We start from the raw sequence: 13,234 nt of genomic DNA on the forward strand, positions 1-13,234 counted from the left end.
TGATGCCAGTAAAACATGCCTTCACCGCAGACAAAAGGCATCGAAGTATCGTTGCTTGTCATAGTAATGAAACGTGTTCTAGCCTTGCCACATGGGTAACCCGGTAATCGTTGAGGCCACTCGGAGTCCTATCGGCAAACGCAATGGATGGCTATCGGGGCTGCATGCCACCGAGCTGCTCGGCGCGGTGCAAAAGGCGCTGGTGGAAAAGGCCGGGATCAACGCCGGCGATGTCGAGCAAGTCATTGGTGGTTGTGTTACCCAGTTCGCCGAGCAATCCAACAACATCAGCCGCGTTGCCTGGCTGACCGCTGGTCTACCGGAGCACGTGGGCGCCACCACCGTCGATTGCCAGTGCGGCAGTAGCCAGCAGGCCAACCATCTGGTTGCGGGGCTAATCGCGACCGGCGCGATCGACATCGGCATCGCCTGCGGCATCGAGGCGATGAGCCGCGTCGGCCTCGGCGCCAACGCCGGCCCGGACCGATCCGCGATCCGCCCGCAATCTTGGGACATTGACCTGCCGAATCAGTTCGAGGCCGCCGAACGCATCGCCAAGCGGCGCGGCATTACCCGCCAGGACATCGACGCATTTGGTTACGCGTCCCAGGCCAAGGCAAAGCGAGCTTGGGACGAGGGCCGGTTCGACCGCGAGATCTCGCCGATCGAGGCGCCGGTGCTCGACGAGCAGAAACAGCCCACCAGCGAGCGCCACATGGTCTCCCGAGACCAGGGCCTGCGCGACACCACCATCGAGGGCTTGAGCGAGCTCAAGCCGGTGCTCGAGGGCGGCATCCACACGGCGGGCACGTCATCCCAGATCTCCGACGGCGCGGCAGCCGTGCTGTGGATGGACGCGGACAAGGCCAGGGCCCTTGGCTTTAAGCCGCGGGCCCGAATCGTCGCCCAGGCACTCGTCGGAGCCGAGCCCTACTACCATCTGGACGGCCCGGTGCAGTCGACGGCGCGGGTGCTGGAGAAGGCCGGCATGAAGATGGGTGACGTCGACATTGTCGAGATCAACGAGGCGTTCGCGTCCGTGGTGCTGTCCTGGGCGCGGGTACACGAACCCGACATGGACAGGGTCAACGTCAACGGTGGCGCGATCGCGTTGGGCCACCCCGTGGGCGCCACCGGCAGCCGGTTGATCACCACCGCCTTGCACGAGCTGGAACGCACCAACCAAAGCACCGCGCTGATCACCATGTGCGCGGGCGGCGCGTTGTCCACCGGCACCATCATCGAACGCGTCTAACCCAAGGTGCTGGTTTCCGACGAGAGCCGCATCGCTGCGGCGCAGGCCTACATCGATGCGCTGGTCAGTCACGACGGTGACGCCGTACCGTTCGCGGCGGGGTGCACCCGAATCGAGCAGGGCGTCAAGAACGGGTTCTCCGGAAACCACCTGCGTCGCAGCCTCAATCGCGGGCCCCAGTACCGGGTCATCGCCTATACGACGCCACCGCGGTACCGCATCGTCGGCGATCAAGTGCACGCGGCCTACGACGTGTTGACCAAGGCAGCGTTCGGCCGCCGCCGGATCGCCTCGCGGGTTAACGAAACCTTCGTCATTCCCGCTCAGAGTGCCAGCGGAAAGGCCGAGATCCATCACATCAGGGTTCGCTTCCGTCCGTTCATTCAGCGCTAGGGTTACTGTTATGCCGAAATCACCACCGCGGTTTCTGAATTCGCCGCTGTCCGATTTCTTCATCAAGTGGATGTCGCGCGTCAACGCGTGGATGTACCGCCGCAACGGCGGGGAGGGCCTTGGCGGCACCTTTCAGAAGATTCCCGTCGCCCTGCTGACCACCACCGGCCGCAAGACCGGTGAGCCCCGGGTCAGCCCGTTGTACTTTCTCCGCGACGGAGACAGGGTCATCGTCGCCGCATCCAGAGGCGGTTCCGCGAAGAACCCGATGTGGTATCTCAACCTGAAGGCGAATCCCAAGGTAGGGGTGCAGATCAAAAAAGAGGTGCTCAACCTGACCGCCCGCGACGCCAGCGACGACGAACGCGCACAGTACTGGCCGAAGTTGGTGGACATGTACCCCTCCTATGAGGACTACCAGTCCTGGACCGACCGGACGATCCCGATCGTCGTCTGCGAGCCCTAACTCGCCGGACGTGCAAGCACTGCGAAAGTACGTGCACGTTCGGCGAATCGGCTACGCCCCGTAAACCGGGACCGGCTTGCGTGACTTGGCTAGCAAATCGGTGACGACAGGCCCCAACTCGGCCGGATCCCATTTCGCGCCCTTGTCGATCTGTGGGCCATGCGCCCAGCCCTCGGCGACCCGGATCAGACCGCCTTCGACCTCGAATACCTTGCCCGTGACGTCACGAGATTCGGTGCTGCCGAGCCACACAACCAGCGGAGAGACGTTTTCCGGCGCCATCGCGTCGAATCCGCCGTCTTCGGGTGCAGCCATGGTCTCGGCGAACACCGCTTCGGTCATCCGGGTGCGGGCCGCCGGCGCGATGGCGTTGACGGTGATTCCATAGCGTCCCAATTCGGCGGCGCCGACCAGGGTCAGCGCGGCGATGCCGGCCTTGGCCGCCGAATAGTTACCCTGTCCGACGCTGCCCTGCAGTCCAGCGGCCGAGCTGGTGTTGATGACCCGGGCGTTGAGCTCGTCCACACCGGCCGCACCGGACTTGACCTCGCGCCGCCAGTACCCGGCGGCGTGGCGCAGTGTCGCGAAGTGTCCCTTGAGGTGAACGCGGATGACCGCGTCCCATTCACTTTCGCTGGTGTTGGCCAACATTCGGTCGCGGATGAAACCGGCGTTGTTCACCAGCACGTCGAGGCGCCCGAAGGTCTTGGTTGCCGTCTCGATCAGGCTCTCGGCGCCCGACCAGTCCGCGATATCGTCGCCGTTCGCGATAGCCTCCCCGCCGGCCGCGGTGATCTCATCGACCACCTGCTGTGCCGGGCTTTCGCCGGCGGACCCGTCCAGCCCCACACCGATGTCGTTGACCACCACGCGCGCCCCCTCCGCGGCGAAGGCCAAGGCGTGCGCGCGGCCAATGCCGCGGCCCGCTCCGGTGACGATGACCACCCGGCCGTCGACCAAGCCCATTCCCAGTTCTCCTTTCGTTATTTGTTGGCACTCGAGGCAGCCAGATACGGCGGCGGCTCACCCCCACCGTGCACCTCTAGCGTGGCCCCGCTGATGTATGAGGCCACGTCGGAGGCCAAAAACGCTGCGGCCCAGCCAATATCGGTGGGTTTGGCCAAGCGGCCCAACGGCACGGTGGCAGCGACCCGGGCGATCGACTCGGCGTCACCGTAGAAGAGTTCGGACTGTTCGGTTTCCACCATGCCGACCACCACCGCGTTGACCCGGATCTTGGGCGCCCATTCGACCGCAAGTGTGGTCGTGAGGTTTTCGAAGCCGGCCTTGGCCACACCGTAGGCGGCCGTGCCGGGGGTGGGCCGGCGACCGCTGACGCTGCAAATGTTGACAATCGAGCCGCCGCCCGGCTGTTCTTGCATCAGTGCGTACGAGTGCTGTGAAACCAGCAGCGGCGCAAGCACATTCAGCTCCACGATCTTGCGATGAAAATTGTGTGTGGCCTCGGCGGCCAGGGCGTACGGCGATCCGCCGGCGTTGTTGACCAACACGTCAAGACGACCATGCCGCTCCCGAATCGTGCCAATCAGCTGCTTGACCGAATCCTCGTCGCGGATGTCGCAGGCATGGAATTCATACGGCAATCCGTCGACAGCTCGTCTGGCGCAAGTAATTACCGTCGCGCCCTGCTCGGCGAAGACCGAGCTAATGCCGACACCCACCCCGCGAACTCCGCCGGTCACCAATACCACTCGTCCCGTGAGCCCAAGATTGATGGCTTCTCCGGATAGGGGGTCTGATCCCGCGCAGATCACTGTGGTAGTGTACCAAGCAAGTGCTTGCTTCGGTAGTCGATCCGTCTATAGGGAAGTGCCATGACGATCACGTCCACCAATCCCGAACCGGGCATAGTCGCGGTCACCGTCGACTACCCGCCCGTCAACGCCATCCCCTCAAGGGGATGGTTCGAACTCGCCGACGCCGTGACCGCGGCAGGCGCCAACCCCGATACCCGCGCGGTGATCCTGCGGGCCGAGGGCCGCGGCTTCAACGCCGGCGTAGACATCAAAGAGATGCAACGTACTCAAGGGTTTACGGCCCTTATCGACGCGAACCGCGGCTGCTTCGCGGCCTTCAAAGCGGTCTACGAATGCGCGGTTCCGGTGGTCGCCGCGGTGAACGGATTCTGCGTCGGCGGCGGCATCGGGCTCGTCGGAAACGCCGACGTGATCGTGGCCTCCGACGACGCCACCTTTGGACTTCCGGAGGTGGAACGCGGCGCACTCGGCGCGGCAACGCACCTATCGAGGCTAGTGCCGCAGCACATGATGCGACGGCTGTTCTTCACCGCCGCCACCGTGGACGCCGCCACGCTGCAGCAGTTCGGCTCGGTGCACGAGGTGGTGCCCCGCGACCAACTCAACGAGGCCGCCCTTAAAGTGGCGCGCGACATCGCAGCCAAGGACACCCGGGTCATCCGGGCCGCCAAGGAGGCGCTCAACTTCATCGATCTGCAACGCGTCAATGCGAGTTACCGCATGGAGCAAGGCTTTACGTTCGAGCTCAACCTCGCCGGGGTCGCCGACGAGCACCGCGACGCATTCGTGAAGAAGTCATAATGACCAATAAGCTGACCACCCTCGACGAGGCCGTTGCCCAATTACGATCCGGCATGACCATCGGCATCGCCGGCTGGGGATCTCGGCGCAAGCCCATGGCCTTCGTGCGGGCCATCCTGCGGACCAAGCTCACCGATCTGACCATTGTTACCTACGGCGGACCCGACCTTGGGTTGCTGTGCTCGGCCGGCAAGGTTAAGCGCGTCTACTACGGGTTCGTCTCGCTGGACTCGCCGCCCTTCTACGACCCGTGGTTCGCCAAGGCTCGTACCACCGGGGCGATCGAGGCCCGGGAGATGGACGAAGGCATGCTGCGCTGCGGCCTGCAGGCGGCGGCACAGCGACTGCCGTTCCTGCCCATTCGCGCCGGGCTAGGTAGCTCGGTGCTCGACTTCTGGGACGGCGAACTGCAGACCGTAACGTCGCCGTACCCAACCGACGGCGGCCACGAGACACTGATCGCCATGCCGGCACTGCGGCTCGACGCCGCTTTCGCCCACCTCAATCTTGGTGATGCACAAGGAAATGCCGCATATACCGGCATCGACCCCTACTTCGACGACCTCTTCTTGATGGCCGCCGAGAAACGTTTCCTCTCGGTGGAGCGTGTCGTGTCGACCGAGGAACTGGTCAAGGCGGTGCCACCACAAGCCCTGCTCATCAATAGGATGATGGTCGACGCGGTCGTGGAGGCGCCGGGCGGTGCCCACTTCACCACCGCCGCACCGGATTACGGGCGTGACGAGAAGTTCCAGCGGCACTACGCCGAGGCCGCGTCAACCGAGGAAGGCTGGCAGCGGTTCGTCCAGACCTACTTGGCCGGCGGCGAGGACGACTACCAGGCGGCCATGCGCGCGTTCGCAGAGGAGGCTTGATTTGACCGAAAAAGGGAGCACTCGAGCCGAAGTGTGTGCGATCGCGTGCGCCGAATTGTTCCGCGACGCCGGCGAAATCATGATCAGCCCGATGACGGTCATGGCCTCCATCGGAGCCCGGCTGGCGCGTCTCACCTTCTCCCCCGACATCTTGCTCACCGACGGTGAGGCCCAGTTGCTGGCGGACACCCCAGCGTTGGGTGAGACGGGAGCCATCGAGGGCTGGATGCCGTTTGGCCGGGTGTTCGAGACGCTGGCCTGGGGACGGCGGCATGTCGTGATGGGCGCCAATCAGGTTGACCGCCATGGTAATCAGAACATTTCGGCGTTCGGGCCGCTGCAACAGCCGACCCGGCAGATGTTCGGAGTCCGCGGCTCGCCCGGCAACACCATCAACCACGCGACCAGCTACTGGGTCGGCAACCATTCCAAACGAGTGTTCACCGAGACCGTCGACATAGTCTCGGGCATCGGCTACGACAAGGTCGCCCCCGACAATCCGGCGTTCCGGTTCGTCAACGTCTACCGGGTGGTGTCCAACCTCGGCGTGTTCGACTTCGACCGCCCGGACCACACCATGCGGGCCGTGAGCCTGCACCCCGGAGTGTCGCCCGACGACGTCCGCGAGGCCACCTCGTTCGAGGTGCACGAACTCGACGAAGCCGGCGAGACCCGGCTGCCGACGGAGGATGAACTGCACTTGATCCGCGAGGTCATCGATCCGAAAGCGCTGCGCGACAGAGAGATCCGGTAGTGAGGCTTGAGACACCGCTGACCGAGCTGGTCGGCGTCGAGCACCCGGTGGTGCAAACCGGGATGGGCTGGGTGGCCGGCGCCCGGCTGGTGTCGGCGGCGGCCAACGCGGGCGGGCTCGGCATCCTGGCCTCGGCCACCATGACGCTCGACGAGTTGGCGACGGCCATCAAGAAGGTCAAGGCCGCCACCGACAAGCCATTCGGGGTGAACGTCCGCGCCGACGCCGCCGACGCCGGCGACCGCGTCGAGCTGATGATCCGCGAGGGCGTGAAGGTGGCGTCGTTCGCACTGGCGCCCAAACAGGAGCTGATAGTCCGGCTGAAAGAGGCTGGTGCCGTGGTCATTCCGTCGATCGGCGCCGCCAAGCATGCACGCAAGGTCGCAAGCTGGGGCGCCGACGCAATGATCGTGCAGGGCGGCGAAGGCGGCGGCCACACCGGGCCCGTCGCCACGACGCTGCTGCTGCCGTCGGTGTTGGACGCCGTCAAGGGCAGCGGCATCCCGGTAATCGCGGCGGGTGGCTTCTTCGACGGCCGTGGCCTTGCCGCGGCCCTGTCCTATGGTGCGGCCGGCGTCGCGATGGGCACCCGGTTTCTGCTTACCTCGGACTCCACCGTGCCAGACGCCGTCAAGCGGCGCTACTTGGAGGCGGCCCTGGACGGCACAGTGGTCACGACCCGCGTCGACGGCATGCCGCACCGGGTGCTGCGCACCGGACTGGTGGAGAAGTTGGAAAGCGGTTCTCGAGCAAGGGGTTTCACTGCGGCCGTGCGCAATGCCGCGAAGTTCAAGCAGATGTCGCAGATGACCTGGCGCTCGATGATCCGCGACGGCCTTGCCATGCGCCACGGTAAGGAATTGACCTGGTCGCAGGTGGTGATGGCGGCCAACACCCCGATGCTGCTCAAGGCCGGGCTGGTTGACGGCAACACGGAGGCCGGAGTGCTGGCGTCGGGCCAAGTGGCCGGCATCCTCGACGACCTGCCGTCGTGCGCCGAACTGATCGAGTCGATTGTCCGCGACGCGATCACCCACCTACGGGCCGCGTCAGCGCTGGTGGTCGACTGACCAACCGAACCGCTTAGACCTCGACGACCGACACTGTCGGCGCACGACGCTGGACATGCTCGACGACCAGATGGCGATGACATTCCGCCTGTTCGCGCTCAAAACACAACAACGCCACGACTCCGCCTTCGAGCAATTCGACCACTTGAGAAATCGCGCGCTGCGCATCGTCGGTTGATAGGACGGCGTCTCGGAACCGTGCGACGCTCTCCAGATCACCGGCGCGGAATCCGTCGCGATTGTCCCGTGGATTGCCGAGGGCGCGGTGATGGACGTACTCGATTCCCACGGCAGCAACTGCCGCGGAGAGCTGGCGCTTCGATAACCCCGGCTTACGCGACACGGGAGTGAGCCTGACGTCGACGAGTACGTCGACATTGTTGTCGATCAGGTGGCGCACCAACTCGTCGACTGTCCTTCCCTGATACCCGATGCTGACAAGAGATTGGACACGCGGCCACATGCCGACATGATGCACCGTCGAGTGTCATGCGGTCCCATCAACGCCGATGGAGTAGTTGACGCATGCCCATTAGGCTGTATCAGCTATGTCGACCATCGAGATGCACGAAGCGGCGCCGGACGCGTCCGCGCACCACGCGCTGCCCGATCCCGGTGAGGCGGTACCCAGAATCGCGCTACCCACCGTCGGGATCTTCCTCGCGGCGTTGACCGCATTCGTCGTGTCGACAACCGGCTATATCAGCGGATGGGCGCCGGTGTGGGTCACGATCCCGGTCAACGCCGCGGTGACCTTTGTGATGTTCACCGTCGTCCACGACGCGTCGCATTATTCGATCAGCTCCACCCGCTGGGTGAACGGGCTGCTCGGGCGGCTGGCGTGGCTTTTCGTCGGGCCCGTGGTCGCGTTCCCGTCGTTCGGGTACATCCACATTCAGCATCACCGCCATGCCAACGACGACGACCAAGACCCCGACACCTTCGCCTCGCACGGCAAGTGGTGGCAGCTGCCGCTGCGCTGGTCGCTGGTCGAGTACTTCTACCTGAAGTACTACCTGCCCCGCGCGCGCAGCCGACCCGTCAAAGAGGTTGCCGAGACGTTGTTGCTGCTCACCCTGAGCGTCACCGGCCTGACCGTAGCGATCGTCACCGGAAACCTCTGGACGCTGGCGGTGGTCTTCCTGATTCCGCAGCGCATCGGAGCCACCGTCCTGGCCTGGTGGTTCGACTGGCTGCCCCACCACGGGCTGGCGGACACCCAGCGCACCAACCGCTACCGAGCCACCCGCAACCGCGTTGGCGCGGAGTGGCTATTCACCCCCGTGCTGCTGTCGCAGAACTATCACCTGGTGCACCACCTGCATCCCTCGGTGCCGTTCTACCGATACCTGCGGACCTGGCAGCGCAACGAGGAGGCCTACCTGGAGCGCAATGCCGCGATCTCCACAGTCTTTGGCCAGCAACTGAATCCGGATGAGTTTCGGGAGTGGAAGGAGCTGAATGGCAGGCTCGCACGACTGTTGCCGGTGCGGATGCCGGCCAGATCGAATTCGCCCCACGCGGTGTTGCACCGCATCCCAGTCGCCTCGGTGGATCCCATTACCACCGATGCCACCCTGGTCACTTTCGCCGTCCCGGAAGCGTTGCGGGACGCGTTCCGTTTCGACCCGGGTCAGCACGTCACGGTGCGCACCGACCTTGGCGGCCAAGGCATCCGCCGCAACTACTCAATCTGCGCGCCGGCTACCCGCGCCCAGCTGCGGATCGCGGTCAAACACATTCCCGGCGGCGCGTTTTCGACATTTGTGGCCAACGATCTCAAGGCCGGCGACGTACTTGAGCTCATGACTCCGACCGGCCGGTTCGGAACGCCACTGAATCCGCTGAGCGGCAAGCACTACGTGGGCCTGGTGGCCGGCAGCGGGATCACACCGGTGCTGTCCATCGTGGCGACCACGCTCGAGATCGAGACCGAAAGCCGGTTCACGCTGATCTACGGCAACCGCACCAAGGAGTCGACGATGTTTCGGGCGGAGCTCGACCGTCTCGAGTCCCGGTATGCCGATCGGCTGGAGATCCTGCATGTGCTGTCCAGCGAGCCGTTGCACACTCCCGAACTGCGCGGCCGGATCGACCGGGAAAAGCTCACCATGTGGCTGGCGAGCAGTCTTCAGCCCGACACCGTGGACGAGTGGTTCATCTGCGGTCCGATGGCGATGACCACCACCGTGCGCGAGACGTTGCTAGAGCATTGTGTGGACCCCGAGCGCATTCACCTGGAGCTGTTCTACGGCTACCAGACGGCGCCGGCCACCGAACACTCCCATGCGGCGGCAACCGTCACCTTCACGCTGTCAGGCGAGCAGGCAACGTTCGATCTGGTGCCCGGCGACACGATTCTGGAAGGCGCGCTGCAGCTTCGCAGCGATGCGCCGTACGCGTGCATGGGCGGTGCGTGTGGCACCTGCCGGGCCAAGCTCGTCGAAGGCAACGTGGCGATGGACCACAACTTTGCCCTGGGGCAGGCCGAACTCGACGCCGGCTACATCCTGACCTGCCAGTCACACCCGACGACGCCCTTTGTGGCCGTGGACTTTGACGCCTGAGCCGTCTGATGTAGGACACCCACATTAATTTCTTCGGGTAACCGAAACATCGCGGTATGGTCGAGAGCCAGCCCACAATGGAGAGGGAGCGATGACTACCCGATCGATCGACAAGACGCAAGCGATCAACTGGAACCGCGTGCTCGATCCGAAGGACGCGCAGGTTTGGGAGCGGTTGACCGGCAACTTCTGGTTGCCCGAGAAGGTGCCCCTGTCCAATGACCTGGCGTCGTGGCAAACGCTGACCACGCCGGAGCAGCAGACAACGATCCGGGTGTTCACCGGGCTGACTCTGCTCGACACCGCGCAGGCAACCGTCGGCGCGGTATCGATGATCGCCGACGCGATCACGCCGCACGAAGAGGCGGTCCTGACCAACATCGCCTTCATGGAGTCGGTGCACGCCAAGAGCTACAGTTCGATTTTTTCGACGCTGTGCTCGACCCGCCAGATCGACGACGCGTTCGACTGGTCTGAGCAGAACCCGCATCTGCAGCGCAAGGCGCAGATCATCGTCGATTTCTACCGCGGTGACGACGCCCTGAAACGCAAAGCGGCGTCGGTCATGCTGGAATCGTTTCTGTTCTACTCGGGTTTCTATCTGCCGATGTACTGGTCTTCGCGCGGCAAGCTCACCAACACGGCCGATCTTATTCGGCTGATCATCCGCGACGAAGCCGTGCACGGGTATTACATCGGTTACAAGTGCCAGCGCGGGCTGGCCGAGCTTACCGACGCGGAACGCGCCGACCACCGCGAGTACACTTATGAGCTGCTACATGCGTTGTACGCCAATGAAATTGACTACGCCCATGACCTATACGACGAGCTGGGCTGGACCGACGACGTTTTGCCTTACATGCGCTATAACGCAAACAAGGCGCTCGCCAACCTCGGGTACGAGGCCGCGTTCGGCCCGCAAGAATGCGTGGTGAACCCGGCGGTACTCTCCGCGCTCGATCCCGGTGCCGGTGAGAATCACGACTTCTTCTCCGGCTCGGGCAGCGCTTACGTCATTGGCACGCACCAAGCCACCGAGGACGCCGACTGGGATTTCTGACGGCTTGACTGCGCCGACTGTGAATCTCGCGACGCGACACGCCGCTTCGCCGTCGGGTGGTTCACTCTCGGCGCGATCACGGCCGCCAGCCGGCGGCTGAAAGCGCCGCGTCAACCCGTTGCATCAGCGTGCCCTGGCGGTATCTGAGCAAGTCGCTCCCGACGCGGATGATCGTCCAACCGCATTCGGCAACTTCGGCCCAGCGGTCGATGTCACGGGTTCGCTGCCGAGGGTCGATCCAGTGTTGAGCCCCGTCGTATTCCACGCCCACGCGCCATTCCTCCCAACCCATATCGACGCGGGCCACCAGATATCCACTCGGATCTAGTATCGGGATCTGCGTGCGTGGTGCGGGAAACCCGGCGTCGACCAACGCTAGCCGGGTTCGGGTCTCCTGCGGGGAGTCCGCACCACCGTCTACCAGCGGAAGCACCTCAAGCAGCCGGCGCACTCCACGAGCACCAGGGTGCTGGGCCGCGAGCACCTCGACGTCTAGCATCTTGACATCGGTGGCGTTCGCGAGCGCATCGAGGCGCTGCACAGCCTGCAGCCGCGACGTACGTCGACCGATGTCGAAGGCAGCGCGGGCCGCGGTGGTCACCGAAATGCCGCCGACATCGATCACTTCCGACTCCAACAACGTGTCGGCATGCACCGTTATCAACGGCGGCGGATGACGGTTGACGTGCACCAATTCGGCTGGCGCCCAGCCATTTACCCACTTTGCGCCGAGTAGCGCGGCCGCCGAATTGCCCGCAACGACGTCTCGCCGTCGCGACCACAACCATGCTGCGTGCGCCCGCTGGCCCGCCGTCAACTCGATGCCGGACGGGACATAGACGCCCGGATAGACCGCCTCGTACAGCGACCGCATCGCCCGCTCGGGTAAGGCCTTCGCCGCCAGGGCTTCAGAACCAAGAAACGGCCAGTCCATTCGCGCATGGTGTCATCCCCCACCGACACCGCCACCGAGTGTGAATCTCACGACGCGACACGCCGATTCAGCGTCGGCTGATTCACACTCGGCGCCAATGAGCGGCTACAGCCGCTCAATGATAGTCACGTTGGCGGTGCCGCCGCCCTCGCACATCGTCTGCAGTCCGTACCGACCGCCAATGCGCTCTAACTCGTTCAGCATCGTGGTGAACAGCTTTGCCCCGGTGGCGCCCAACGGATGTCCGAGCGCTATCGCGCCGCCGTTGGGATTGACTTTCTCCGGGTCGGCCTTGATTTCCTTGAGCCAGGCCATAACTACCGGCGCGAACGCCTCGTTGATCTCCGCGGTGTCGATGTCTTCTATTGAGATCCCGGTCTTTTCCAGCGCGTGACGGGTGGCGGGTATGGGGCCGGTGAGCATGAAGACCGGGTCGGCACCGCGGGCGCTGATGTGGTGGATGCGCGCGCGGGGCGTCAGTCCATGGTCTTTGACGGCCTGAGCGGACGCCAGTAGCACCGCACTGGCACCGTCCGAAATCTGACTGGCCATCGCCGCCGTCAGCCGCCCCCCCTCGACCAGCGGCTTGAGGCCGGCCATCTTCTCCAACGACGACTCGCGCGGGCCCTCGTCGACCCGGAACGGACCCGATTCGGTTTCGACAGTGATGATTTCGTTGTCGAAGTGACCAGCCCGGATCGCGGCAAACGCGCGCTCGTGGCTGGTCAGCGCGTACTGCTCCATCTCTTCCCGCGACAGGTTCCACTTCTCGGCGATCAGCTCCGAGCCGCGGAACTGCGAGATCTCCTGATCACCGTAGCGGTGCAGCCACTGCTTGGACTCGTTAGTCGGTGAGGTGAACCCGAACTGCTCGCCAACCGTCATCGCCGACGAGATGGGGATCTGGCTCATGTTCTGCACGCCGCCGGCCACGATGAGGTCTGCTGTGCCGGACATGATCGCCTGAGCGCCAAAGGAAATCGCCTGCTGGCTAGAACCGCACTGCCGATCCACGGTGACACCGGGAACCTCTTCCGGATAGCCAGCGGCCAGCCACGACAGTCGGGCGATGTTACCCGCCTGTCCGCCGATGGCGTCTACACAACCGGCGATCACATCGTCAACGGCAGCGGGGTCCACATCGGTCCGCTCGAACAGTCCGCGCCACGCTAAGGCACCCAGGTCGACGGGATGTATACCCGCGAGTGCGCCGTTGCGCTTGCCGACCGCGGTACGGACAGCCTCGATGACATACGCGGCATCGTCGCCGACACGGGGCAT

At 64.5% G+C, this 13,234-nt stretch carries 14 protein-coding genes; 9 read left to right on the forward strand and 5 right to left on the reverse strand.

Annotated elements, in window-relative coordinates:
- Positions 1-91 precede the first annotated feature (91 nt).
- Genes AADZ78_RS24665 through AADZ78_RS24675 form a run of 3 tightly spaced genes read left to right on the forward strand, consistent with a single transcriptional unit; the run spans position 92 to position 2,114 of the window.
- Positions 92-1,255: a steroid 3-ketoacyl-CoA thiolase gene (locus tag AADZ78_RS24665; protein ID WP_085251137.1), complete on the forward strand. Its 1,164-nt coding sequence runs from the start codon at positions 92-94 to the stop codon at positions 1,253-1,255.
- A 6-nt stretch (positions 1,256-1,261) separates the two neighbouring features.
- Positions 1,262-1,648 (forward strand): hypothetical protein, encoded by a 387-nt coding sequence (locus tag AADZ78_RS24670; protein WP_085251138.1) that lies wholly within the window; start codon positions 1,262-1,264, stop codon positions 1,646-1,648.
- Between the two features lie 10 nt (positions 1,649-1,658).
- Positions 1,659-2,114, forward strand: coding sequence for a nitroreductase family deazaflavin-dependent oxidoreductase (locus AADZ78_RS24675; protein ID WP_085251139.1), 456 nt, complete (start codon positions 1,659-1,661; stop codon positions 2,112-2,114).
- Between the two features lie 51 nt (positions 2,115-2,165).
- Here AADZ78_RS24675 and AADZ78_RS24680 read toward each other — a convergent pair whose 3' ends face one another.
- Together AADZ78_RS24680 and AADZ78_RS24685 are read right to left on the reverse strand one after the other, a co-directional pair.
- A complete protein-coding gene (locus AADZ78_RS24680) occupies positions 2,166-3,080 on the reverse strand; it encodes an SDR family oxidoreductase (protein ID WP_085251140.1) in 915 nt (304 codons plus the stop codon).
- Between the two features lie 17 nt (positions 3,081-3,097).
- On the reverse strand, positions 3,098-3,886 hold the full coding sequence (locus tag AADZ78_RS24685; protein ID WP_139828782.1) for an SDR family oxidoreductase: 789 nt from the start codon (positions 3,884-3,886) through the stop codon (positions 3,098-3,100).
- 63 nt (positions 3,887-3,949) lie between these two features.
- Here AADZ78_RS24685 and echA20 point away from each other — a divergent pair, with 63 nt between their 5' ends.
- From echA20 to ipdC, 4 genes are read left to right on the forward strand one after another with little or no spacing between them, the layout of a single operon-like run.
- A complete protein-coding gene (gene echA20, locus AADZ78_RS24690) occupies positions 3,950-4,693 on the forward strand; it encodes a (7aS)-7a-methyl-1,5-dioxo-2,3,5,6,7,7a-hexahydro-1H-indene-carboxyl-CoA hydrolase (RefSeq protein ID WP_085251141.1) in 744 nt (247 codons plus the stop codon).
- Positions 4,693-5,568 (forward strand): cholesterol ring-cleaving hydrolase subunit IpdA, encoded by an 876-nt coding sequence (gene ipdA, locus AADZ78_RS24695; protein WP_085251142.1) that lies wholly within the window; start codon positions 4,693-4,695, stop codon positions 5,566-5,568. The genes echA20 and ipdA overlap by 1 nt, the downstream gene beginning before the upstream one ends.
- Position 5,569: 1 nt before the next feature.
- Entirely contained in the window at positions 5,570-6,322 is a 753-nt protein-coding gene (ipdB, locus tag AADZ78_RS24700; protein WP_085251143.1) for a cholesterol ring-cleaving hydrolase subunit IpdB, read from the forward strand.
- Positions 6,322-7,392: a (3aS,4S,5R,7aS)-5-hydroxy-7a-methyl-1-oxo-octahydro-1H-indene-4-carboxyl-CoA dehydrogenase gene (gene ipdC / locus AADZ78_RS24705; protein WP_085251144.1), complete on the forward strand. Its 1,071-nt coding sequence runs from the start codon at positions 6,322-6,324 to the stop codon at positions 7,390-7,392. Before ipdB ends, ipdC begins: the two co-directional genes overlap by 1 nt.
- Before the next feature lie 13 nt (positions 7,393-7,405).
- Here ipdC and AADZ78_RS24710 read toward each other — a convergent pair whose 3' ends face one another.
- Positions 7,406-7,855, reverse strand: coding sequence for a DUF488 family protein (locus tag AADZ78_RS24710; RefSeq protein WP_085251203.1), 450 nt, complete (start codon positions 7,853-7,855; stop codon positions 7,406-7,408).
- A gap of 85 nt (positions 7,856-7,940) precedes the next feature.
- Here AADZ78_RS24710 and AADZ78_RS24715 point away from each other — a divergent pair, with 85 nt between their 5' ends.
- Together AADZ78_RS24715 and nrdF are read left to right on the forward strand one after the other, a co-directional pair.
- Positions 7,941-9,959, forward strand: a complete 2,019-nt coding sequence (locus tag AADZ78_RS24715; protein WP_085251145.1) for a fatty acid desaturase — start codon at positions 7,941-7,943, stop codon at positions 9,957-9,959.
- A 91-nt stretch (positions 9,960-10,050) separates the two neighbouring features.
- Positions 10,051-11,019, forward strand: coding sequence for a class 1b ribonucleoside-diphosphate reductase subunit beta (gene nrdF / locus AADZ78_RS24720; protein WP_085251146.1), 969 nt, complete (start codon positions 10,051-10,053; stop codon positions 11,017-11,019).
- A gap of 76 nt (positions 11,020-11,095) precedes the next feature.
- Here the strand turns inward: nrdF and AADZ78_RS24725 are convergent, their stop codons facing one another.
- Positions 11,096-11,953 carry a hypothetical protein gene (locus tag AADZ78_RS24725; RefSeq protein WP_085251147.1) on the reverse strand — a complete coding sequence of 286 codons (858 nt, stop codon included), beginning with the start codon at positions 11,951-11,953 and terminating at the stop codon, positions 11,096-11,098.
- A gap of 105 nt (positions 11,954-12,058) precedes the next feature.
- The gene (fadA6, locus tag AADZ78_RS24730; protein WP_085251148.1) at positions 12,059-13,234 is read right to left on the reverse strand and encodes a steroid 3-ketoacyl-CoA thiolase FadA6; all 1,176 of its coding nucleotides are present in this window, start codon (positions 13,232-13,234) and stop codon (positions 12,059-12,061) included.

The sequence above is a fragment of the Mycobacterium riyadhense genome, from assembly GCF_963853645.1.
GTDB lineage: Bacteria > Actinomycetota > Actinomycetes > Mycobacteriales > Mycobacteriaceae > Mycobacterium > Mycobacterium riyadhense.

Bases quoted from the DNA above. Each gene is read 5' to 3' on its own strand.
- AADZ78_RS24665 (WP_085251137.1), top strand. From the start codon at position 92: ATGGGTAACCCGGTAATCGTTGAGGCCACTCGGAGTCCTATCGGCAAA.
- echA20 (WP_085251141.1), top strand. From the start codon at position 3,950: ATGACGATCACGTCCACCAATCCCGAACCGGGCATAGTCGCGGTCACC.
- AADZ78_RS24680 (WP_085251140.1), bottom strand. From the start codon at position 3,080: ATGGGCTTGGTCGACGGCCGGGTGGTCATCGTCACCGGAGCGGGCCGC.
- AADZ78_RS24725 (WP_085251147.1), bottom strand. From the start codon at position 11,953: ATGGACTGGCCGTTTCTTGGTTCTGAAGCCCTGGCGGCGAAGGCCTTA.
- AADZ78_RS24715 (WP_085251145.1), top strand. From the start codon at position 7,941: ATGTCGACCATCGAGATGCACGAAGCGGCGCCGGACGCGTCCGCGCAC.
- AADZ78_RS24710 (WP_085251203.1), bottom strand. From the start codon at position 7,855: ATGTGGCCGCGTGTCCAATCTCTTGTCAGCATCGGGTATCAGGGAAGG.
- AADZ78_RS24675 (WP_085251139.1), top strand. From the start codon at position 1,659: ATGCCGAAATCACCACCGCGGTTTCTGAATTCGCCGCTGTCCGATTTC.
- ipdA (WP_085251142.1), top strand. From the start codon at position 4,693: ATGACCAATAAGCTGACCACCCTCGACGAGGCCGTTGCCCAATTACGA.
- nrdF (WP_085251146.1), top strand. From the start codon at position 10,051: ATGACTACCCGATCGATCGACAAGACGCAAGCGATCAACTGGAACCGC.
- fadA6 (WP_085251148.1), bottom strand. From the start codon at position 13,234: ATGCCCCGTGTCGGCGACGATGCCGCGTATGTCATCGAGGCTGTCCGT.